This is a genomic window from Paenibacillus rhizoplanae (assembly GCF_042684125.1).
Lineage (GTDB): Bacteria > Bacillota > Bacilli > Paenibacillales > Paenibacillaceae > Paenibacillus_AQ > Paenibacillus_AQ rhizoplanae.
This window is the reverse complement of record NZ_JBHUKY010000054.1, coordinates 163,635-186,465: the sequence shown is the minus strand read 5'-3', so window position 1 is coordinate 186,465 and position 22,831 is coordinate 163,635. Positions and strand designations below refer to the sequence as shown.

Genomic DNA, 22,831 nt, shown 5'->3' with positions numbered 1-22,831 from the left:
TTATCAAGGTGGCAAAATTTGAGTACCGGTTCCCTGAGCTGGGCGAAGGTCTGCATGAGGGCGAAATTATCAAAATGCATATTAAAGCCGGCGATAAAGTAACCGATGACGATATCGTAATGGAAGTTCAGAATGACAAGGCGGTAGTAGAGGTGCCTTGTCCGGTCAACGGCACAGTGCTTGAAGTCTTCACCAAGGACGGCCAAGTATGCCGTGTAGGCGAAGTTGTAGCGATTATTGATGCAGAAGGCGATATCCCTGAGCAAGAGGGCGGCCATCCGGCAGAACAGGCTTCCCAGGAAGCTGACGCAGCCAAAGGCGGAGCAGATACAACTTCTTCTCCGGCAACCAGCAGCCCGGCTACTGGCGGAGCAACGAACTTCGAATACAAGTTCCCTGAACTGGGCGAAGGCCTGCATGAAGGGGAAATCATCAAGATGCACATCAAGGTTGGAGACAAAATCACTGACGACGATATCATTATGGAAGTTCAGAATGATAAAGCGGTGGTGGAAGTTCCTTCTCCAGTCAACGGTACTGTAGTCGAAGTGTTCACCAAAGACGGCCAGGTCTGCCGCGTAGGTGAAGTTGTGGCTATCATTGCTGCAGAAGGTGATGTTCCTCACCAGGAGGGCGGACATGCTGAAGCATCCGGTGCCCAGGCAGCAGCTCCTTCCCAAGGAACAGCTCCTGCAGCGGCAGCAGCTCCAGCCCCTGACCGTGAAGTGCTGGCAACACCAAGCGTGCGCAAATATGCCCGTGACAAGAGCGTAGATATCTCCAAGGTGAACGGCTCCGGCAAGAACGGCAAGATCACACTTGAAGATGTGGAAGCTTTCCTGAAGGGCGGCTCTGCCCCTGCGGCAGCGGCTCCGGCAGCATCTGCACCAGCGGCGGCAGCAGCACCGCAAGCCAAAGCGAAAGAAGCAGCACCAGCTGCAGCTTCCGGTAATGCAAGCCTGGAAGAAGAACGCGTACCATTCAAGGGTATCCGTAAAGCGATTGCCAATGCTATGGTTAAATCGGCTTACACTGCTCCGCATGTTACCATCATGGACGAAGTGGATGTTACGGAGCTTGTAGCCTTCCGTGCCCGCATGAAGCCGGTAGCCGAGAAGAAGGGCGTGAAGGTTACTTATCTTCCGTTCATCGTGAAGGCACTCGTTGCCGCTTCCCGCCAGTTCCCTGCGCTTAACGCAATGATTGACGAAGCTACGAACGAAATTGTCTACAAAAAATACTACAACATCGGTATCGCTACAGATACAGACAACGGCCTGATCGTTCCTGTCATTAAGGACGCTGACCGCAAGAGTATCTGGATGATCGCTAGTAGTATTACAGATCTGGCTGTGCGCGGACGCGACGGCAAGCTGGCCCCTAACGAAATGAAGGGCAGCACGATCTCGATCAGCAACATCGGCTCTGCCGGCGGTATGTTCTTCACTCCGATCATCAACTTCCCAGAGGTTGCTATTCTCGGAACCGGACGTATCACTGAGAAGCCTGTTGTGAAGAATGGCGAAATCGTAGCGGCACCTGTAATGGCTCTGTCCCTGAGCTTTGACCACCGTATTATTGACGGCGCAACAGCACAGAATTTCATGAACTACATTAAGACCCTGCTTTCAAATCCTGATATGTTAGTTATGGAGGTGTAATTAATGGTAGTCGGAGACGCTTCAATCGAAATCGACACATTGGTAATTGGTGCAGGTCCCGGCGGGTATGTGGCGGCAATTCGTGCCGCCCAGCTCGGCCAGAAGGTCATCATTGTAGATAAATCGGAACTCGGCGGCGTGTGCTTAAACCGCGGCTGTATTCCTTCCAAAGCCCTGATCTCGGCAGCTCATCAATTCGAGGCTGCCCAGCACGGGGAAGTATTCGGGGTTACTGCCGAGAACGTTAAGGTAGACTGGTCCAAGACTCAGGCCTTCAAGAACGGCGTAGTCAAGAAAATGACTTCCGGCGTTACTAGCCTGATGAAGGGCAACAAGATCGAAGTATTCAACGGAGAAGCTATGTTCATTAGCACAAACGAAGCCCGTTTGTTCAATGATCATGAATCCCCACGCTACAAGTTCAACAACTGCATTATCGCAACGGGCTCCCGTCCGATTGAACTGAAGCCATTCCCGTTCGGCGGACGCATCCTGTCCTCCACGGAAGCGCTGGATCTGCCTGAAATCCCTAAGAGCATGATCGTTATTGGCGGCGGCTACATTGGTGCAGAGCTGGGTCAGATGTACTCTAAATTCGGCACCAAGGTTACAATCATCGAAGGTCTGGATACTGTTCTGCCTGGCTTCGACAAAGACATGACCCGTCTGGTGGCCAAGAATATGGCTAAGACCGGCATTGAAATTGTAACCAACGCCAAAGCGGAATCTGCAGTTCAGAACGACAAGGAAGTTACTGTGAAGTACTCCGTAGGCGGAGAGTCCAAAGAAGTAACTGCTGAGTACCTGCTGGTAACTGTCGGCCGTCGTCCTAACACTGACGGCGAACTGGGCCTGGATCTGATCGGCGTTGAGCTGGACGACCGTGGTTTGGTGAAGGTAGACCATCAGGGACGGACTAACATTCCTAATATTTTTGCAATCGGCGATATCGTTCCGGGTCTTGCCCTGGCACACAAAGCTTCTTACGAAGGTAAGATTGCTGCGGAAGCCATTTCCGGACATAAATCGGTTGTGGATTACAAGGTAATGCCGGCTGTAGTATTCACAGATCCTGAATGCTCGAGCGTTGGTCTGACCGAGAAGGAAGCGAAGGATAAGGGCTATGCGGTGAAAGCCGGCAAGTTCCCGTTCGCAGGCAACGGCCGTGCCGTGTCTCTGAATGCTCCTGAAGGCTTCATCAAGATTGTAGCGAAGAGCGACAACAATCAGGTGCTTGGCGCGCAAATCGTCGGTATCGAAGCTTCCAACCTGATCGCTGAGCTGGGTCTGGCGATTGAAATGGGCGCAACGCTTGAAGATATCGCACTGACCATCCATGCGCATCCAACCCTTGGCGAGATCGTTATGGAAGCGGCTGAGCTGGTAGAAGGCCACCCGATTCACGTAATGAAATAATAACCACTTAAGCTTATGCGGGTTGAATTCAAGAGGATGTTTCCGAAGCCATGCAGATGGTCAGGGAACATCCTTTTTTGAAAATATAAGAAATTATATGTTTCACATGATAACTTATCCTTCTATTTCTCGCTGAAAAGGTACCGTCCTTTAAAAGGACGGCAAAGACGTTTCCACTTGCTGATGAAGAAAGTCTCTGTCATTAACGTTCGGAAATAGCTGGCAGTCAGCCCAATTCGGGTAGAGAAATGTATGTTTTTTTGTGTTTTTTTATCGTTAGGGAAGTTACAACGACCGTCAGCTCATGGTAAACTGGTAGAAGAAAAAGAGAGTGGGGTGCGATACTGCTTGCGTAATTACTTGGATTTATTGCAGGATATTCTGGATAACGGTACAGCCAAAGGCGACCGGACCGGTACAGGTACAGTGTCTGTATTCGGGCGTCAGCTCCGCTTCGATCTGTCGAAGGGCTTCCCGCTGATGACCACCAAGCGCATCCATCTGAAGTCGGTGGTGCATGAACTGTTATGGTTCCTCAAAGGGGATACCAACACTTCGTATTTGAAGGAGAATGGCGTCTCGATCTGGGACGAATGGGCTGATGAGAACGGGGAGCTGGGACCGGTGTACGGTTCGCAGTGGCGGGCCTGGGAGAGCAAGGACGGGCAGCATATTGATCAGATTGCGAATGTGATTGAGGCAATTAAGCATAATCCCGATTCACGCCGTCATATCGTCAGTGCATGGAATGTAGGCGAGATTGAGCAGATGAAGCTTCCGCCCTGCCATTTCGTGTTTCAGTTCTATGTAGCGGACGGCAAGCTGTCCTGTATGCTTACCATGCGTTCGGTAGACACCTTCCTGGGGCTTCCCTTTAACATTGCCAGCTACGCGCTGCTTACCCATATGGTTGCCCAGCAGACGGGGCTTGCGGTCGGAGAATTCATCTGGTCAGGCGGAGATGTGCACATATATACAAATCATATGGAGCAAGTAGCCACCCAGCTCGCGCGCGAGCCATATGCGTTGCCGGAGCTTAAGATTCGCAGAGTACCTGACAGCATTTTTGATTATACCTTTGAGGATTTTGAATTTACTGACTATGTCCATCATCCGGGGATCAAGGCACCGGTTGCTATATGAGCATTACCATGATTTGGGCGATGGCCTCGAATGGCGTAATTGGTAAAAATAATGATATGCCCTGGCATTTGCCGCTGGACTTTGCTTATTTCAAAGCAGAGACACTCGGCAAGCGGATGCTAATGGGCCGCAAAACCTGGGAGTCGCTGGGCAGCAAGCCGCTGAAGGGCCGTACCAGCCTGATTCTGACCCGTGACCGGGACTTCGCGCCCGAAGGGGCTGAGGTTGTGTATTCGCTGGAAGAAGCGCTGACAGAGGGGCGTAAGGAGGATGAGCTGATGGTGATCGGTGGAGCCGAGATCTACAGCCTGATGCTGCCCTATGCCGACAAGCTGCGTGTTACACGGATAGAAGCGGAGATTGAAGGCGATACGCGGTTCCCTGAGGTAGACTGGAGCCAGTGGAAGGAAGTCTCCAATACATCGGGACTCAAGAATGAGCAGAATCCGTATGATTACCGTTTTTTCGTTTACGAACGCAAGGAGTGACAATGAAGCGTTTTCTCTGACACCAGATGTGAAATAGTACAAATAATCAACAGATTAGTCCATTACAGTGCGAAAGTATTGAATGCTAATATAATTAAAATTAGAAATGGTGTACTATACATCAACACGAAGAGAACGGATGGGGGAAACGTATATATGTCTACACCTACTGGATTTATGGAGTATAAGCGCCAGCTCCCAGGGGACCGCGATCCCGAGCAGCGCGTGAAGGACTGGGAAGAATTCCACGAGCATCTGACCGAGGACGAGCTTCGGACTCAGGGTGCCCGTTGTATGGATTGCGGCACACCGTATTGCCACACCGGCATGGATATGAGCGGCGGTACTTCAGGCTGTCCCGTGCATAACCTGATCCCGGAGTGGAACAACCTGGTCTACCGTGGCTTGTGGAAGGAAGCGCTGGAGCGCCTGCACAAGACGAATAACTTCCCTGAATTCACCGGCAGCATCTGTCCTGCACCCTGCGAGGGCTCCTGTACCGTCGGTCTGATTGGACAGCCTGTTACGATTAAGACAATTGAGCTGGCCATTGTGGACAAGGGCTTTGAAGAGGGCTGGGTAGTCCCGAGTCCGCCGGAGAAGCGTACAGGCAAACGGATCGCTATTGTCGGCTCCGGACCGGCAGGCCTGGCCGCTGCCGCCCAGCTCAACAAAGCAGGTCATTCGGTAACGGTCTTTGAGCGCAGTGACCGGGTTGGCGGCCTTCTGATGTACGGTATTCCTACGATGAAGCTGGACAAACGTGTCGTACAGCGCCGCGTTGATCTGCTGGCTGCAGAAGGTATCGAATTCGTGGTGAATACGGAAATTGGCACAGACATTCCGGCGCAGCAGCTGGTTGATGAATATGATGCCGTTGTTCTCTGCGGCGGTGCTACCAAGGCAAGACGCTTCAACGTGGAGGGCAATGACCTCAAAGGGGTTATGTATGCCATGGATTACCTGAACGGCACGATCAAGAGCTATCTGAATTCTAATCTGGAGGATGGCAATTACGTATCCGCCGCAGGCAAGGACGTAATCGTACTGGGCGGGGGCGACACCGGCTCCGACTGTGTAGCGACTTCCCTGCGGCATGGCTGCAACAGCATCACCCAGTTCGGCACCCATGACAAAGCGCCGCTTACGCGTGATCCGATTGCTAACCCTTGGCCGCAGTTCCCAAATGTCTACACCCTTGATTATGCCCAGCAGGAAGCCAAGGCGGTCTTCGGTGAAGACCCGCGTGAATTCTCTATCATGACGACGAAGTTCGTCGGCGATGAAGAAGGCAACCTCAAGGAGCTGCACACAGTGCAGATCCGCCGGACAGTAGACGAGACGGGACGGAAGATCTACCAGCCGGTTCCGGGAACCGAGGCTGTCTATCCGGCCCAGCTGGCGCTGATTGCGATTGGCTTCGACGGACCGGAGCAGGATATCATTGAGCAGCTTAAGCTGGATACGGACCGCCGCACTAATGTGAAGGCCCGTTATGGCAAATTCAATACGAATGTGGATAAAGTATTCGCAGCCGGAGATATGCGCCGCGGACAGAGTCTGGTCGTCTGGGCCATCAACGAGGGCCGCGAAGCAGCGCGTGAAGTGGATAAATACCTGATGGGCTCGACTGTACTTGCTTAACTGAATATACACCAAAAAGCCGTCCTTCAGCATTGCTGAGGGACGGCTTTTTGTCATGCGGCTAAGAGAATGAACGGCATACACCGCTCTTAAAATCACCGGGTTAGTCTTCCAGCTTGAACCGTTCAATCTTAAGCTGCAGATCGCCCGCCATTTTGGACAGCTCCATCGAGGAGGCAGAGATCTCTTCCATGGAAGCGAGCTGTTCCTCTGTAGCTGCCGTTACACTCTGGAAGGCGTCTGAGGTGGACCGGGAGATGCTGGAGATTTCGTGTACGGAAGCGGCAACCTCCTGCGCTCCCGCAGACATCTGCTCGGTGATAGCTGAGATGTCATGCAGTTGGCTGTTGATTGTGGCCGTAGACTGTTCAATGCTGATGAACGATTCCTTGGCTTCGGCGGTAACCCGAATACCCAGCTCCACATCGGCTGAAACGGTATGCCGGATCGCTTCATAGGTCTGGTCGATCAACCGGGTCATCTGCTGGAGGGTATCTTGAATATCCCCGGCGGTATTCTTCGATTGATCGGCCAGCTTCCGTACCTCTGCCGCCACGACGGCGAAGCCCCGGCCCTGCTCTCCGGCCCGGGCCGCTTCAATGCCGGCGTTCAGCGACAGGAGATTCGTCTGTACAGCGATCGTAGTAATTGCACTGCTCATCGCAGATACCTCATCGTTAAGGCCGTTTAATTGCCCGATCAGCTGCGAAGAGTGGTGAGTAGAGGTCCGGATGGCATCCATTTGCTGGCTGACCTGTTCCATCTTCCGGCTGCCGCTGCGCACATCTGCTTCAGTGTTCGCGGAAGAATCGACGATGGAGGCGGCGGCTTCGGCGATCTTTTGAATACCGGAGGACATTTCCTCCATCGCGCGCGAGGTTTCTGCCATGGCTGAGGTCTGTGTCTGCGCACCCTCGGAGGAGTCCTGCACCAGTTCAGCCACGTAAGCGGTGGCTCTGGAGTTCTCTTCTGTTGTGGCATTCAATTGCTGGCTGGAGGCTGCCAATTGTCCCGAGGTGCCCGAAATATCCGAGACGATGCCGCGCAGGGAGCCTACCATCAGATTGTAATTCTGTGCCAGCTGACCGATCTCATCCATTCGGTTGATCTGAATCTGCTCATTCAGATAGCCTTCGCTTACCCGCTGTGCAGAACGGTTCAGACGGCGGATCGGCTTCGTGATGGAGCGGACAATCAGGTACATCAGGGTTAGGGCGACCAGCAGGGCAATGGCCAGAACCTTAAGTCCTGTATAGATAATGGGCTGTGAGGCATCCGAGAATTCTTGGGTAGGCAGGATGCCGACGATTTTGAACCCGGTATTCGGATCGGTTGTATAGTAACCCTGCATCTCCTTCTCCGTGTCCGGATTGGTATAGTGCAGGTCCCCGCTGTCGTTAACCAGCATTTTCACTATATAATCTGCTACATCTTCACCTGCAGCTTTGCCGGGATAAGAGACGAATTTATGATTACGGTCCACAATGTAGAAGTAGCCGGTTTCACCTGGATGGGTGGTATGGATTCTTTCACTCATTGCCTTGAGATTGAGGCTGGTGGTCACAGCTCCTTTGCCATCCTCCAGCGAATGGGAGATGAACAGCGTATAGTTGCCGGTTGTTGCTGAGACAAAAGGATCAATGATTGTAGTGCTACCGGCATTCTGCATGGACGCCTTATACCAGTCCCGTGTACGCGGATCATAATCCTGTTTGCCGGGGTCCGGGGCCTTCATCCAGGCACCTTGCTCGTTGCCCACCGTAAGAATCTCAAGCTCGGGATGTGCCTTCATGAACTGATCGATGAGTGTGCGTGTTGCGGGAGCCTTACCATCGACCTCGGAAGATTGGATCTGGCGGCTGAGCAAATCTACATTCCGCATAGCAGCGGATACATATTCTTGGATGGTCCCGGCGACCAGATCGACACTGGAATGTGTGGCTTTTTGCATTTTGGTTTCCAATTCCTGTTTAGCACTGGAATAAGAAAAATAACTGACCAGGAGGATCGGGATCACCAGCATAATGGTGAACAGCATCATCATTTTTCGTTGCAGCGATCGTGATCTTAGCTTGTGTTGGATGAAGCGGTTGACTGACTTGAACATTGGAATGGTTCCCCCTCTGGTACATGGAAATCGGCTGGTAGCATCGGTAGCCGTTTCTCTCTGAATGACTCTACTCATATATTCGGTTTATCGACACATTCTTTTCATATCTTAAGGATTTGGTGTAAATTATTTAATTGCATTCACAATCCATACATCGCTGGCTTGACGCGGCCTGGAATATCGTATAGATTAAGTACCAACATTTATAACGTAACAGCGTTGACCAAGGACCTGGTATCCGTAAGCGCCGGAAGCAGAGAGGGGATTCACCGGCTGAAAGATCCCCCGAGTGCGTAAGACTCCAACCCTGCCTTGGAAGCTGCAGCTTATGCTGAAGATGGGCATAATTCTGCCGGACCCGGCCGTTATCCGGATTGAGGACCGCAGGCTTGGATAGTCTTGGGGTTGAAACAGGGTGGTAACACGGCACATTCGTCCCTGACGGATGCGCCTTTTTTGCGTTCTCATGAACGCAGCGAAATAATCTGGACCCTTACACACTTATCAACGAAAGAGGCTGATCTGTATGCGTCAAACCAATCTATTAGTTACCACTCTGCGCGAAGCTCCTGCCGAAGCAGAGACAAGGAGCCACCAGCTGCTGCTGCGTGCCGGATATATCCGGCAGGTGGCTGCCGGGGTATACACCTATTTGCCGCTCGGACGGCGGGTGCTGCGCAGGATGGAGCAGATCGTGCGCCAGGAAATGGAGTCAGCCGGTGCGCAGGAGGTGCTTATGCCATCCTTACAGCCAGCAGAGCTCTGGAGAGAATCGGAACGTTATGAGGTGTACGGCAAAGAGCTGATGAAGCTCCGGGACCGTCACGACCGTGAGTTCGTGCTGGGTCCGACCCATGAGGAAGTGGTTACAGCGCTAATGCGCGGAGAGATCAGCTCTTACCGGCGGCTCCCGGTCACTGTCTATCAGATCCAGACAAAGTTCCGGGATGAACGTCGTCCGCGCTCGGGGCTTCTGCGGGGCAGAGAGTTCCTGATGAAGGATGCCTATTCATTTGATACGGATTGGGATGGCCTGGATCAGGCTTATCAGGTGATGTACAGCGTTTATGAGCGGATCTTTGACCGCTGCGGCCTGAAGTACCGGGCGGTGCAGGCGAATGCCGGGGCGATTGGCGGGAAAGGCCAGAATCATGAATTCATGGCACTGTCAGAGATAGGCGAGGATACGATAGCTGTGTGCTCCTTGTGCGGATATGCCGCGAATCTGGAGCAGGTGGAAGTGCAGAGCGGGGCCGCACCGCATAGACCGGATTTTGCCGGGCGGCCTGCCCCTGAGCGATTCCATACGCCTGCCCAGAAGACCATTCAGCAGCTGGAGCAGGAGAGTCAGCTCAGACCGCAGGATATCATCAAGACATTAATCTACACGGGCGGAGGCAAGACATTTGCCGTGCTGGTCCGTGGAGATCATGAGGTGAATGAGCTGAAGGTGCAAAAGTACCTCGGCTGCGGTGACATTACGTTGGCTGATTATGAGCATGTGCAGGAGGCTGCCGGAACCGGAAGCGGTTATGTCGGTCCTGCCGGATTGTCCGTGCCTATCCTGGTGGATGCTGCTGTTGCAGCCATGACTGAAGCGGTCACAGGGGCGGGGGCAGAGGATTACCATCTGCGCGGAGTGGTGCCTGGCCGGGACTTCCCGCTGACGCAGGTAGGGGATTTCCGCAATGCAGTTACCGGCGACAGCTGTCCGCAGTGCGGCGAAGGGGAGCTGGATTTCCATCAGGGCATCGAGGTAGGGCATGTTTTTAAGCTGGGCACGGTCTACAGTGAGAAGCTGGGGGCAGGCTGCCTGGATGCAGACGGCCGCACCCAGCCTATGGTAATGGGCTGCTACGGCATCGGAATCTCCCGCTTGCTGGCCGCAGTGGCTGAACAGAACAACGATGACCAAGGGCTGATCTGGCCGCAGGGTCTGGCTCCATTCACGGTTCATATTCTGCTGATGTCGGTCAAAGATACAGCGCAGCGTGAGCTGTCCGAAGCTCTGTATGCACGGCTGACCTCCTTGGGCATCGATTCCCTGCTGGACGACCGCGATGAGCGGGCCGGGGTCAAATTCAAGGATGCCGGACTGATCGGTATACCGGTTGCGCTGGTGGTCGGCAAGCTGGCCACAGAGCAAAGGATTGAATACATGGACCGCAGAACGGGTAACAAGGAAGTAATCGATATTGGGGAGGCCGTCCTGCGCGTAAGCAGTCTGAAGTCCGCACCGGGTACTGCTTTTGCTTGAATTGAAGCTCTGGTAAAATAGAGGGAATGTCGCGTGGAGCCGCTATCTTGGATAATGAGCAGCGGATTTTGGGGTCCAGGAATGGTATAATAGACTACTGGACAACTTTTGTAATGAACCGAGGGTAAGGAGCGATTATTGTTGAAGACACTCATTATTGCGGAGAAACCGGACATGGGGCGGAATATCGCCGCCGCAATAGAACCGAAGGCCAAAAACTACCGTTCCTATCTGGAAGGGGAGCAGTACATCATCACCTGGGCGATTGGGCATCTGATTGGCCTGGCAGAGCCCGAAGCCTACGACAATAAATATAAAAAATGGAACATTAATGATCTGCCGATCATTCCTGAGGAGTTCAAGCTGCTGCCTAACGCACGCACCATGGATCAGCTGAAGGTGATCGGGGAGCTGGCGAAGCGCAGCGATCTGCTGGTGAACTCCTGCGATGCCGGGCGTGAGGGCCAGCATATTTTCTCGCTGATCCAGCGCTACCTGGAGCTGAACCAGCCGGTGAAGCGGCTGTGGATCTCCGATCTGACGCCGGAGACGATCCGCAAGGGCTTCCAGGAGCTGAAGGACGGGTCGGAATACGAGAATCTGACCAAAGCAGCCCGGGCGCGCAGCGAGGCGGACTGGCTGATCGGGATGAACGGCTCGCGCGCTTTTACCACCAAGCATAATGTGCTGCTCTCTGTAGGCCGGGTGCAGACCCCGGTGCTGGCACTGATCTATGACCGTCAGAAGACCATTGAAGCGTTCTCCTCGTTGAAGTTCTTTGAGGTGGAAGGGTATTTCACCCAGAATGAGCTGACCTATAAGGGAATGTGGCAGGGCGACCGGTTAACGGATGGAGCGAAGGCAGAGGCGCTTGCAGCCAAGGTCAAAGGCAAGCCCGCCCGGATTGTTCTCTATGAGGTCAAAGAGACCAAGGAATATCCGAATAAGCTGTACGATCTGACGCTGCTGCAGCGTGAGGCGAACGGGAAATATGCCTTTTCCGCCAAAAAAACACTGGATATCGCCCAGGCGCTGTATGAGAAGCACAAAGTGATCTCTTACCCGCGTACCAACTCCAACTATGTCACAGAGCAGAATATTCCTGAAATGCACAAGACGCTGTCGGCCCTTCGGGGCACGCAGTATGACGATTGGGTAAAGGGTGCGAACTCCAACCTGGTTCATAAAGGCAACAAGTTTATCTGTAATCCGTCCAAGGTGGAGGACCACCATGCGATTCTGCCGACGAACCGTAGAGCGAACGGTCTAAGTGTGGATGAGGCTAAGCTCTATGATCTGATCGTCCGCCGCTTCCTCTCCCAGTTCTATCCGGCTGCGGAATACAAGGTGCATACGGTGATCACCGAAGTCGAAGCCGAGAAGTTCAAGACTACGGTCAAGGAGCTGCTCAGCCTCGGCTGGAAGGTGATCTACGCAGACCAGAAGAAGGACAAGTCCAAACCGGCCAAGGGCAAAGGCAAGGAGGACGAGGAGGAAGAGGAGCTTGAAGTGAACGAGCCGTTCTCGGTTCAAGCGGAGGGTGAAGTGATCTGCAGCGATGCGATTGTGAAGGAGAAGGATACCCAGCCGCCGAAGCATTACACCGAAGGAACATTGCTGAAGGCGATGGAGAGCGCGGGCAAGCAGATTGAGGACGAAGAGCTGCGCGATGCCATGAAGGATTCAGGGCTAGGCACACCGGCGACCCGGGCTGCTACAATTGAACGGCTGAAGAATGTCGGCTATGTAGAGATGCAGGGGAAAAAGATCGCCATCACCCAAAAGGGGCGGACGGCGGTTGAGCTGATCCGCGGGGCAGGTGTGGAGCTGCTGACCTCCCCGGAAATGACCGGGCAGTGGGAGCGCCGCCTGAATGAAATTGCCCGCGGCACCGCAGCGGACGGACAATTCATGGAGAACGTCAAGCGGTTCGCTTCGATGATTGTAGACAAGGTCCGCGTGCAGTCGCGCGCCGCTAAGACCTCCTTCGAAGGGGATACGCCTTCGCTGAACAGCGGCGGCAAGGGCCGCAGCCCGGCTGCTTCGCCGCGCAAGACCGCCGAGTCCAAGGCGGCTGAGCGCAAGCCGGCAGCGGCCAAACCGCGCAGCGCGGCGTCTGCGGCTGCCGGGAAGAGCGGGGATACCGGGCCGAAGGTTATCGGCTCCTGCCCGCGTCCCGGCTGCGGCGGCATGATCTTCATGGGCCGCAAGGGATACGGCTGCTCCCATTATAAGGAGGGCTGTGCCTTCGTGATCTGGAAGGAGAATCACGGGCGCACGCTCACCGACACCCAGGTGAAGGCCCTGATTGAGAAGGGCCGAACCGGGAAGCTGAAGCTGACCGGTGAGGACGGCGCGCCGCTTGAAGGCAAGCTGGTGCTGAAGAATATGGATACCGGCCAGCTGGCCGTGGAATAATTCATTCATACAAGAACGCCCCGGCCATCTTTTCCCGGCCGGGGCGTTCTTTTAATAGTCTTTTAATACAATAGTAATTACTTAGCTTCACTTAAAGCCGCTTCAATGGCGGCACTTAAGCCTTCATAAGAGGAATCCGGCAGCAGGACGCCGTTCACCATGAACTTTGGTGTGCCGTTGACGCCGTAGGCTCCGGCGATTTTGAAGTCCTCTTTGACATCGTACATATACGTATGGTTCTTCAGATCCTGCTCGAACCGCTTTTGGTCAATCCCTGCAATATTGTCCTTCACGAACCCCAGGATGAACTTCTGGGTTGCCCAGATCTGGCTCTCATCGCCCTGGCTCTCGTAGAGCTTGTGGAGATACTCCCAGAACTTCTCGTTATTCTGCTGATAAATAGCTTCCCCAGCACTGGCGGCCAGGTAAGAGTCCCGGTCGATGAAGGCAAAGTTCATGAAGTAGAACTGGACTTTCCCGCTGTCAACGTAGTCCTTGATGAACGTATCCAGGTAGGAGGCGGTCCAATTTTTGCAGGCAGGGCATTTGAAATCGGCGAATTCGATCACCTTTACTTTGGCGGCTTCGCTGCCCAGATGCGGCTGCTTCTCGTATTTCAGCCCGTCCACCACGATCTTGCCCTTCACATCGGTGTAGTTGGGGAGATTATCGAGCGCCTCAGTACCGGATGACTTGCTCTGTGTAAGGAAGAAAGCAAGAAGGGCGATCAGCAGCACAGCAATCACAGCAAGCAGCATATGGAGCAGACGCCCGTGATTCGGGGTATTCCTGGAACGGTTAGCTTTGTTATTCATGGCCAGCCTCCTGCACGGTGTGAAAATCTACTCAAATAGTATAATCATACCGGCGGCAGGCTGCCTATGCCATTTGTAACAATCGCCTGATCCAGATGAAGCCGTCCATCAGCCGTGATGCTCCCGCAGCGCAGCGGTGCGGATCACCGGAGGGACTTCGTGAATGGCAGAGATGGTCATGACGGACTGCTGCATCTCCCGCTCCAGCTCAATTAGATTGTAGAGCCACTCCGTCGGCTGCTTCAGATAGATGCTGTTGATCCCGGCAGTCAGCGCGGGCAGTACATCCGTACGCAGGGAGTTGCCGATCATCCAGGTGGTTTTGCGGTCGAACGGGTAGGTGGTCAGGATATTCTCAAGCGCCTCCACATTCTTGTGCTGGCGGATATAGATGCGGTCATCGAAATAGGCGTCCAGCTTCATTTGGGCGATTTTGCGCTGCTGGATGGTGTCGTCGCCGCCGGTATATAGGTAGAGGGAATGGCCGTCCTGCTTGAGAGTATCCAGCGTCTCTACCATGCCGGGATAAGCTTCCACCTCCTGGTCGTACACGCTCATTCCCAGCTTCATCAGCTGGCGTTCCTCGAAGGCATCCGGTTTGCGGTTATATTTGCTGCAGAAATAACGGTAGGTGGCAATCAGCGATTTCGGAAAATTGTCGCTGGCCAGGCCGCTTGTGCTGACAGTCTCGACATCGATCTCCACCTGCTTGCTGCGCAGTTCGCCGATCGTAGGCTGGTAATCGCTGAACCAGTCAGACATCAGCTCGAAATACTGTCCAAGAATGAGATCAAAATACTTATTGCAATGCACCAGGGTATCGTCGAGATCAAAGATCACTTGTTGGGTCAAATACTTCATGAGGTTCACTCCTAAGTTGGTCTGTTAGATACGGATGTAGGACTCCAGAAACATCTGGAGCTCCGAGGCCCCGTCAGGGCGTATGCTGTAGCGTTCGGTGCCTTCACCGCGCAGATGGACCCGCAGAAGTCCGGCGACTCTTAGACTAAGCAGATGATGCATCAGCATCTCCCGGGACAGGCTCAGCTCGGACTGCATCTCCCACAGCGTCTTCGGCTCGTTCGCCACGAAGCGCAGCAGTCTCAGCCGGGTAGGATCAGAGAGAGCCTGTGTTAAACGAAGCAGCACGGTGGGTGGCTCCTCCTCATTGTCTGAAGGAACATCTACCGGGTATTGCACCAGCATCAGGTTCTTGAAGAAGCAATATGTGTTAATCGGCCGGTTATGCACCGTAGGCAGCAGGACAATTGTTTTTAGCCCGGGAATGTCCTCGATGACAATCCCGCCGGAAGCATATTCGATCAGCGGGACCATGTCCATTTTGCTCTCCAGCATTTTTTTCTCAGAGGCGTCTTCAATGAGGAGCGGAAGCAGGGTATGCTCGACATGGCGGAAATAATGCTCATACCATATACGCAAAAGCGGCATGTACCCGTTCTTGATCCGCGCGCATTCCTCGGCAGTGAAGTTATGGAAGAACGGCTCGGTGCGCCGGAGGCAATCCTCCAGAGATGAGCTCTCCAGCTCCGCTAGGAACTGCAGCACCTTGGAAGCCTCGCCCCGGCTGTAGGCCCAGGCGTAGAGTACATCATAATCTTCGAACGGCCACTCGGCGGCCTGCTTCAGTGCAGCCAGCTGCGCGGGTGTGAAGCGGCCGTCCACATCCCTGATCCAGTCGGTGCCGATGTCCAGATTAGAGGTCCATTTCTTAGTCACATATAACATGAAACTGTCCAGCAGTTCGTATACGGGGGAAACATCAATTTTGAGTTCATAGTTCATTTAAGCCGGGTCACCTCCAGAAAATCAGTCACTTCTATATATTATCTCTTGTTTTGAAGAAGGTTGTCCACTATAATGTTCGGTGTTTGCCGCATAGACACAAGGTTCCAGTCATCACAGAATTACATAGGAGGATTTATTCGTGCCTACTTCCACACCGATGCCGCTTGCGCAGAGCGGTAGAATGAATTATTTGATTTTGATTGCTGTGATTATTCTGGCCGGATTGAGTCAGGGGATGCTGCTGCCGGTCTTATCCATTCTGCTGGAGCAAAAAGGCGTCTCGTCCTCGCTGAACGGACTTAACGCAGCTGCCCTGTATGTAGGATCGTTCGCCATGACCCTGATTGCAGAGCGGGTGCTTGGCGCCATCGGCTTCAAGAAGCTGATCGCGTCCGGCCTCGCGCTGGTGCTGGTATCGCTGCTGCTGTTCCCGCTGCTTACAGGTGTGAAGGTCTGGTTCGTGCTCCGCCTGCTTGTCGGGATCGGCGATTCAGCGGTCAACTATGCAGCGCAGCTCTGGGTGCTGCTCATGACACCGGCGGAGCACCGTGGACGGAACCTGTCCCTCTATGGGATGTCCTACGGCCTGGGCTTCAGCCTGGGGCCGCTGGGCATCAGTCTGCTGCGGTTCGGGCAGCCGGCACCGTTCCTGATTACAGCCTTGCTGTTCGTGATCGTGCTGCTGATTGTGGGCTTCAAGCTGAAGGACTCCCGGCCGGAGGCTATGGATCATAGTGAAGGACAGGCGAGCAGGTTCGGCCGGAGCTACCGGCTTGCTTGGTATGCGCTGATCCCGGCGCTGCTATACGGTTACATGGAGGCCAGCCTGAACAGCAGCTTCCCGGTATACGGGCTGCGTATCGGCTTCAGCGCAGACCAGATTGCCGCCTTGTTGCCGTTTGCGGGCATCGGGGGCCTGCTGCTCCAGCTGCCGCTCGGGATATGGAGCGACCGGCACGGCCGTAAGGCCATCCTGATTGCTGCCGGGACAGGGGGAGGCCTGGCCTTCACGCTCCTTCCGCTGGCAGGTGACCATTTCCTGCTGACCTTGTTGCTGCTGATGGTGGCAGGGGGACTAGTCGGCTCCTTTTTCTCGCTAGGGTTAAGCTATGCCGCCGATATCCTTCCGCGTAAGCTGCTTCCGGCTGCCAACGTAGTCGCTTCCTTCCATTATAGTCTGGGAAGTATAGCGGGGCCGGGCATCGGCGGGCTGCTGCTGCAATTCGGCTGGGGCGGCAGCGTGTTTGCCGTGATGGGCGGCCTGTATATCGTATTTGGGCTGGCAGGGTTATTATTCTCGCCACGGAAGACGATATGAGGTAGAATAAGAACGAATGCTCGCATGGAATTTGATCCCGCTTTCAGAGTACACTATAGAGTAGAGTCGAAGACAGGAGAGGCTGACCTATGATTACAGTTGAACATTTGGCCAAAGCGGTCGGGGAAGATAAAACACCAGTGCTTCAGGATATCGGATTTCAATTAGAACCGGGAGAATTTGTAGCGCTGCTGGGAGCCAGCGGCAGCGGGAAGTCAACGCTGCTGCGCTGCCTGGCCCTGCATGAGAAGTGGGACAGAGGGAATTTCAGGGTAGATGGGCAGGATATTATGAAGAGCCCCTTCGCCGGCAAACGCAAGATCCGGCGGGAATGGGCCTATCTGGAGCAGAACGCGGAGCTGAATCCGAACCGTACTGCACTGAAGAATGTGCTGATCGGACAGGCCTCCCAGACGCCGCTGTGGCGGATGGCTACAGGCATGGTCCGTTCCGATGATTATATGGGGGCGATGGACCAGCTCGATCTGCTGGGTCTGCTCGACAAGGCCAAGCTGAAGTCCGGCCAGCTCAGCGGCGGCGAACGGCAGCGTGTGGCGATTGCCCGGGCATTGGTCCACGGTGCCAAGGTCATCCTGGCGGATGAGCCGGTGACAGGCCTTGACCCCAAGACAGCGGAGAATGTGCTGGAGACCCTCCGCAATCTGTGCAAGGAGACAGGACTTACCGTGCTTACGGTGCTGCCGATCGAGCTGGCTGAGCGTTATGCCAGCCGTCTGTGGGTGCTGGAGGACGGAAGAATCAAGCATGATGTCAAAGGACGCCGGCTGACTTCACAGGAGCGGCTGCATTTGTGAAGTAAGGCCAGGCGTTCAGTAAGGAGAGCGTAAATGAAGTTGAATATGCATATGCGTATGCGTTTGCTGGGAGGGCTTGCCGCAGCCGCTCTGTCGCTGTTTGCCTTGTCGGGCTGCACCTTTATCAGCGATCCGGTATCCCAGATGAGGGTGCCCCAGCTGCCTGCGGACAAGGCTTCGCTGATGGCAGCCATCAACTCTTCCTTGAAGGCGCTGGATGGCACCCTGACCCGTCCGGCCAATGATGATAATAGCTCTATTTTTACGGAGGACCTGGACCGGGATGGCGTGATGGAGACGCTTGTGTTCTACCAGACGAAGAATGAAGCCGTGGTTAATCACGGAATGATTCTGGAGAAGCAGGGGGAGTCCTGGGTCAAGAAGCTTACGTTTGACGGTGACGGTAATATACTGGATTCTGTAGATCTTAAGGATGTAACTGGTGACGGTAAGCTCAACATTATTGTCGGTTATTCACGCGGGGAAGAGAAGGGCGTGAAGGGCATGGTTGTCTACAGTTATTCCGGGGGAGTGCTGGAAGAGATTCTTACCAAGCCGTATACCCAATATATCATCGATGATCTGAATGAAGACGGAATTGTGGATATTACCGTGGTGTACTTCAAGCGTAATGAATTCGCTACATTAACTACCTACCAGTATGACGACAGCTTCAAGGTGCTGGATGAACTCGACGATCTGGACCCGTATTTCAATGGTTATTACAATATTGTCTCAGGAAAAGTGGCTGCGAACAAAGAAGGTATAGTCCTGGATTCTGCTGTGGATACGCGCTCCGCTTATACAACCTTAGTTGTAATGGAGAATAACAAGCTGCGTGTGGTCATTCCAGGGGATGTCCGTACCTTCAAGGACCGCAAAATCGTCAGCGAGGATATTGATCTGGATGGGATTATTGAGATTGGCATGCTGGTTCCTCCCAAGGGCTGGGAGTATTTTGACCCTGAGACCATTCCGTATTTCAATTCCTATTACAAATGGGACGGCAAAGAAGGTCTGACCTTCAGTACCCAGCTCTATAATGATCCGCTGGACCGGTTCACCATTAACTTTGCTCCCGAATGGCAGGAGCGGGTAACCGTGGACACCAAGTCTGTGCAGAACAAATCACTCAAATTCATTATGACGGATACCGGAGAGACCGTAGCCGAAGTCTCATTCTTCTCGCCAGCGGAGTGGGACAACGTAAAGAACACCGGCTGGAAGCTGCTCGGACGCGATCTGGATAAAATGATCGGGTACCGGGGAGACCTAGAACAGAGTACAATTGGAGGAGAGGACGGACGAATCAAATCCTCTATTGAAAGGAAGGGTATCGATGAGTAAAGTACTGATACTGGAGGATGAAGAGTCCATCCGCAGTTTTATTGTCATTAATCTGAAACGCAACGGCTTTGAAGTGCTGGAGGCGGCGGACGGCCATGAGGCACTGCATAAGCTGAGCACAATCCATGATATCGATATTGCCTTGCTGGATGTTATGGTACCCGGCATCGACGGGTTCGAGGTCTGCAGACGCATCCGGGAGACCAATGAACGGCTGGGAATTATTTTCTTGACGGCCAAGGTACAGGAGCAGGATAAGGTCTATGCGCTGTCCGTCGGAGCAGATGACCATGTCAGCAAGCCGTTCAGTCCAACTGAGCTGATTGCCCGTATCCAGTCGCTGCTGCGCCGGGTCAATGTTCACCGCGAGCAGTCGGCCAAGGTATCGTTCCAATCGGGCCCTTTCACCCTGGATCTGATTTCCAAGCAATTCAAGCGGAGCGGGGAAGCCATAGAGCTTACGCCAACGGAATTCTCGCTGGTGCAGTTCTTCCTGGAGAAGGAGAATACGCCGCTCAGCCGTGATTCCCTCCTGGATCATGTCTGGGGTAAGGAATATATGGGTGACCCTAAGATCGTTGACGTCAATATCCGCCGCTTGCGCCAAAAAATCGAAAATAATCCATCGGAGCCTGAATACCTGCAGACAGTATGGGGGCACGGCTATAAATGGAAAGGCCAGGTACAATGATCAAGAAGGGGATGCGCAGACAGATCGTACTGCACTATATTCTGGTAGTCTTTGTAGCGCTTCTCCTGGTTGAGACGATCTTCCTGCTGTCGATCCGCACCTATTATTACAACAGTATCTACAGCAAAATCACCACGCATATCAGTGTGGCCGAGACATTGGTGAAATATGAATTTTCGGAAGACAGGTCGCAGGCCCAGCTGGAGAAGCTGCTCAAATTATTTAATGTGGAGTTTACCGAGCTGGAGGTCCTGACACTCAAGGGAGATATCATTACCAGCTCCACCGGGTTCCAGCCGGACCGGACGATCACGACCAGTGATGTCCCTGAGGCAGTAGGCGGTAATATCGGCCGTTGGGTGGGCCGTCAGGCGGGCACCAATGAGAATGTCATGGCCGTATCCAAGATGGTGCAGATCACCGCCCATGACACATATGTCCTGCGTTATCTGACCTCGATGGAAGGGGTCAATAGCAATCTGCTCAATCTCACCCTGCTCTCCATTGGCATCGGTGTAGCAGTGTTGATTATCGTGCTGCTGCTCAGCTTCGGTCTTGCCAATTCAATTGTGCGTCCGCTCAATAATATTACGGCAGTGTCGGCGCAGATGGCCAAGGGCAAGTTCACGACCCGGATCAAAGGTGATTACCGTTATGAGATCGGGGCACTTGCTTCAACGTTGAACTATATGGCGGACGAGATTGTCCGCAGTAATCAGATTAAGGATGATTTCATCTCCTCGATCTCCCATGAGCTGCGCACTCCGCTGACCAGCATCAAAGGCTGGAGCGAGACCTTGGTCTCCGGCGGTTATGACCCTGAAGAGACGAAGCTTGGCGTCGGAATTATCTCCAGGGAGAGTGACCGGCTGATCGGGCTGGTGGAAGAGATTCTCGACTTCTCGAAGCTGCAGCAGAATGAAATGAAGCTGTCGATGGGGCAGGTGGATATTAAGGTTCTGCTACAGGAGACGTTGCTCAATATCTGGGCCAAGGCCGAGAAGAAACGGATTCATCTGCTGCTGGAATGCGAGGAGACGATCTTCATCAAGGGGGATGCCAACCGCTTGAAGCAGGTCTTCCTCAATCTGGTGGACAATGCGGTGAAGTTCTCGCCGGAGGATTCCAGTATCGTGCTGTCAGCGGAGCGCCTGTCGGGTACCGAGATGACTGTCACCGTCCGTGACAGCGGTATTGGCATCAGCGAAGCGCATCTGTCCAGAGTGCGGGACCGCTTCTTCCAGGTCGATGCCCTTAACGGGGGGACGGGCTTGGGGCTGGCGATCTCCCAGCAGATCGTGGAGCTTCATAGCGGTAAGCTGGAAATGGACAGCGAGCTGGGCAAGGGCACTCAGGTTACCGTCATTCTGCCGCTTGACGATAGCCAGCAGGGGAATGCTCGCGTGAGCAATCCACCAATAACTTGATAAGTAAGCCAAGTGGAAACGGCCTTGCCGTCCTTTCAGGGACGGCACCCGTTTCAGCGAGAAATAGAAGGATAAGTTATCGTGTGAAACCTATAATTTCTTATATTTATACAAAAGGGATACAGCTTTCGTCCGGACGGACCGGAGCTGTATCCCTTTGTATGTAGCAGCCCTTAGGGCTGAACTATTGTTATGAAGGCATTCCTTCCGCACGCAGACGGCCGGTTTTCTCATAGACCTCCTGAAGCAGGCGGGAAGGCTGGGTACGGACCAGCGGTTTGGCTGCGACAATCTCATGCGGGCCGACAACGACAATGTTATCTGCACTGCCTTTGATTACAACACCATCCTTGATCACTGCACCTTCACCGATAATGGCATGTTCAATCATAACACCGCGCCCAATGCGGGCACCCGGCATCACCACGCTCTGCTTGATTCTGCTCTGCTTGCCGATCTCCACACCGCCGAAGATGACAGAGCGCTGCGGGCTGCCTTCGAGCTGGCAGCTCTCGTGTATCAGACAATCTGCCGAAGCAGCTTGAACCCGGGGTCTGATCGCGGCCAGCTTGGTGCGCTGTGCACGGCTGTACATCGGCCAGCGGGAGTTGTCGAGCTTGAAGCCATCCTCTGTCTGCAGAAGATCCATATGTGCTTCCCAGAGGCTGCTGACCGTACCCACATCTCTCCAATAGCCCTTGAAGCGGTAAGCGAACAGCTCATCGCTTGCATCCAGCATGGACGGAATCACATCTTTACCGAAATCATGACCGGAGTCCGGATTTGCCGCATCGCGCACCAAATGAGCCTTGAGGTATGCCCACTCGAACAGATAGATGCCCATGGAGGCCAGATTGCTCTTCGGAGCCTTTGGTTTCTCGGCAAACTCGGAGATTTTGAAATCCTCATCCACGTTCATCACACCGAAGCGGCTCGCTTCCTCCCAAGGTACCTCCATTACCGAAATGGTGGCATTTGCGGACTTGGCGATGTGATAATCGAGCATTTTGCGGTAATCCATGTGATAGATATGGTCTCCCGACAGGATAAGAACATGCTCCGGATTTTGACTGTCAATATATTCTATATTCTTATAAATAGCATCGGCGGTGCCTGTATAGCTGTCTCTGCCTTCAACTCCTGAAGGGAGCAGCTTCACACCCCGGTCACTATGGCTGTGCAGCCCCCAGGGCTCGCCTTCACCGATATGCTGATGCAAAGACTCTGCTTCGTACTGAGTAAGTACTCCGATGGTATCAATCTTGGAATTCACACAATTGCTGAGGGGAAAATCAATAATTCTGTACTGTCCGCCGAAAGGGACTGCAGGCTTAGCCATGCTGGTAGTCAAGGGGGCCAGTCTGCGGCCTTCTCCGCCTGCCAGAAGCATGGCGATACATTCTTTTTTACTCATTTGTATCCCTCCCATTTTTTTGTCAATGCTTGTAATATACACGCGCTTTGGGCGCTTGAAA

General features: G+C 53.7%; 17 protein-coding genes. 12 read left to right on the top strand and 5 right to left on the bottom strand.

The annotated features are described in order from the left end of the window. Positions 1-8 precede the first annotated feature (8 nt). The 5 genes from ACFSX3_RS24425 to ACFSX3_RS24405 all read left to right on the top strand — a co-directional run bounded on the left by ACFSX3_RS24425 (position 9) and on the right by ACFSX3_RS24405 (position 6,352). Positions 9-1,661 carry a 2-oxo acid dehydrogenase subunit E2 gene (locus tag ACFSX3_RS24425; RefSeq protein WP_209989777.1) on the top strand — a complete coding sequence of 551 codons (1,653 nt, stop codon included), beginning with the start codon at positions 9-11 and terminating at the stop codon, positions 1,659-1,661. Positions 1,662-1,664: 3 nt separating this feature from the next. Then, the gene (lpdA, locus tag ACFSX3_RS24420) at positions 1,665-3,077 is read left to right on the top strand and encodes a dihydrolipoyl dehydrogenase (protein WP_209989780.1); all 1,413 of its coding nucleotides are present in this window, start codon (positions 1,665-1,667) and stop codon (positions 3,075-3,077) included. Between the two features lie 348 nt (positions 3,078-3,425). After that, positions 3,426-4,220 (top strand): thymidylate synthase, encoded by a 795-nt coding sequence (locus ACFSX3_RS24415; protein ID WP_379313358.1) that lies wholly within the window; start codon positions 3,426-3,428, stop codon positions 4,218-4,220. Further along, positions 4,217-4,708: a dihydrofolate reductase gene (locus ACFSX3_RS24410; protein WP_209989785.1), complete on the top strand. Its 492-nt coding sequence runs from the start codon at positions 4,217-4,219 to the stop codon at positions 4,706-4,708. The genes ACFSX3_RS24415 and ACFSX3_RS24410 overlap by 4 nt, the downstream gene beginning before the upstream one ends. A 156-nt stretch (positions 4,709-4,864) precedes the next feature. Then, positions 4,865-6,352, top strand: coding sequence for a glutamate synthase subunit beta (locus tag ACFSX3_RS24405; protein WP_209989788.1), 1,488 nt, complete (start codon positions 4,865-4,867; stop codon positions 6,350-6,352). Between the two features lie 103 nt (positions 6,353-6,455). On the opposite strand, the gene ACFSX3_RS24400 is transcribed toward ACFSX3_RS24405, so the two are convergent. After that, positions 6,456-8,459, bottom strand: coding sequence for a methyl-accepting chemotaxis protein (locus ACFSX3_RS24400; RefSeq protein ID WP_209989791.1), 2,004 nt, complete (start codon positions 8,457-8,459; stop codon positions 6,456-6,458). A gap of 529 nt (positions 8,460-8,988) precedes the next feature. Between ACFSX3_RS24400 and ACFSX3_RS24395 the strand changes: the two genes are divergently transcribed. Together ACFSX3_RS24395 and ACFSX3_RS24390 are read left to right on the top strand one after the other, a co-directional pair. Continuing rightward, entirely contained in the window at positions 8,989-10,719 is a 1,731-nt protein-coding gene (locus tag ACFSX3_RS24395) for a proline--tRNA ligase (RefSeq protein ID WP_209989794.1), read from the top strand. Between the two features lie 141 nt (positions 10,720-10,860). Beyond that, positions 10,861-13,137: a type IA DNA topoisomerase gene (locus ACFSX3_RS24390; RefSeq protein ID WP_209989797.1), complete on the top strand. Its 2,277-nt coding sequence runs from the start codon at positions 10,861-10,863 to the stop codon at positions 13,135-13,137. Between the two features lie 77 nt (positions 13,138-13,214). Here the strand turns inward: ACFSX3_RS24390 and ACFSX3_RS24385 are convergent, their stop codons facing one another. The 3 genes from ACFSX3_RS24385 to ACFSX3_RS24375 form a co-directional block, all read right to left on the bottom strand. After that, positions 13,215-13,952, bottom strand: coding sequence for a DsbA family protein (locus ACFSX3_RS24385; protein ID WP_209989800.1), 738 nt, complete (start codon positions 13,950-13,952; stop codon positions 13,215-13,217). 108 nt (positions 13,953-14,060) lie between these two features. Next, positions 14,061-14,813 carry an HAD family hydrolase gene (locus ACFSX3_RS24380; RefSeq protein WP_209989802.1) on the bottom strand — a complete coding sequence of 251 codons (753 nt, stop codon included), beginning with the start codon at positions 14,811-14,813 and terminating at the stop codon, positions 14,061-14,063. A gap of 24 nt (positions 14,814-14,837) precedes the next feature. Next, on the bottom strand, positions 14,838-15,755 hold the full coding sequence (locus ACFSX3_RS24375) for an ArsR/SmtB family transcription factor (protein ID WP_209989805.1): 918 nt from the start codon (positions 15,753-15,755) through the stop codon (positions 14,838-14,840). A 160-nt stretch (positions 15,756-15,915) separates the two neighbouring features. On the opposite strand from ACFSX3_RS24375, the gene ACFSX3_RS24370 reads away from it, so the two are divergent. The 5 genes from ACFSX3_RS24370 to ACFSX3_RS24350 all read left to right on the top strand — a co-directional run bounded on the left by ACFSX3_RS24370 (position 15,916) and on the right by ACFSX3_RS24350 (position 21,356). Beyond that, positions 15,916-17,076, top strand: a complete 1,161-nt coding sequence (locus ACFSX3_RS24370; protein WP_209990225.1) for an MFS transporter — start codon at positions 15,916-15,918, stop codon at positions 17,074-17,076. Between the two features lie 89 nt (positions 17,077-17,165). Further along, complete coding sequence (locus ACFSX3_RS24365; RefSeq protein WP_209989806.1) at positions 17,166-17,891, top strand: phosphonate ABC transporter ATP-binding protein; 726 nt, start codon at positions 17,166-17,168, stop codon at positions 17,889-17,891. A gap of 33 nt (positions 17,892-17,924) precedes the next feature. Then, the gene (locus ACFSX3_RS24360; protein WP_209989808.1) at positions 17,925-19,238 is read left to right on the top strand and encodes a hypothetical protein; all 1,314 of its coding nucleotides are present in this window, start codon (positions 17,925-17,927) and stop codon (positions 19,236-19,238) included. Beyond that, positions 19,231-19,929 carry a response regulator transcription factor gene (locus tag ACFSX3_RS24355; protein WP_209989810.1) on the top strand — a complete coding sequence of 233 codons (699 nt, stop codon included), beginning with the start codon at positions 19,231-19,233 and terminating at the stop codon, positions 19,927-19,929. Before ACFSX3_RS24360 ends, ACFSX3_RS24355 begins: the two co-directional genes overlap by 8 nt. Further along, on the top strand, positions 19,926-21,356 hold the full coding sequence (locus tag ACFSX3_RS24350) for a sensor histidine kinase (RefSeq protein ID WP_209990228.1): 1,431 nt from the start codon (positions 19,926-19,928) through the stop codon (positions 21,354-21,356). The genes ACFSX3_RS24355 and ACFSX3_RS24350 overlap by 4 nt, the downstream gene beginning before the upstream one ends. 190 nt (positions 21,357-21,546) lie before the next feature. Here the strand turns inward: ACFSX3_RS24350 and ACFSX3_RS24345 are convergent, their stop codons facing one another. After that, a complete protein-coding gene (locus ACFSX3_RS24345; RefSeq protein WP_209989812.1) occupies positions 21,547-22,770 on the bottom strand; it encodes a glucose-1-phosphate adenylyltransferase in 1,224 nt (407 codons plus the stop codon). Between the last annotated feature and the right edge of the window lie 61 nt (positions 22,771-22,831).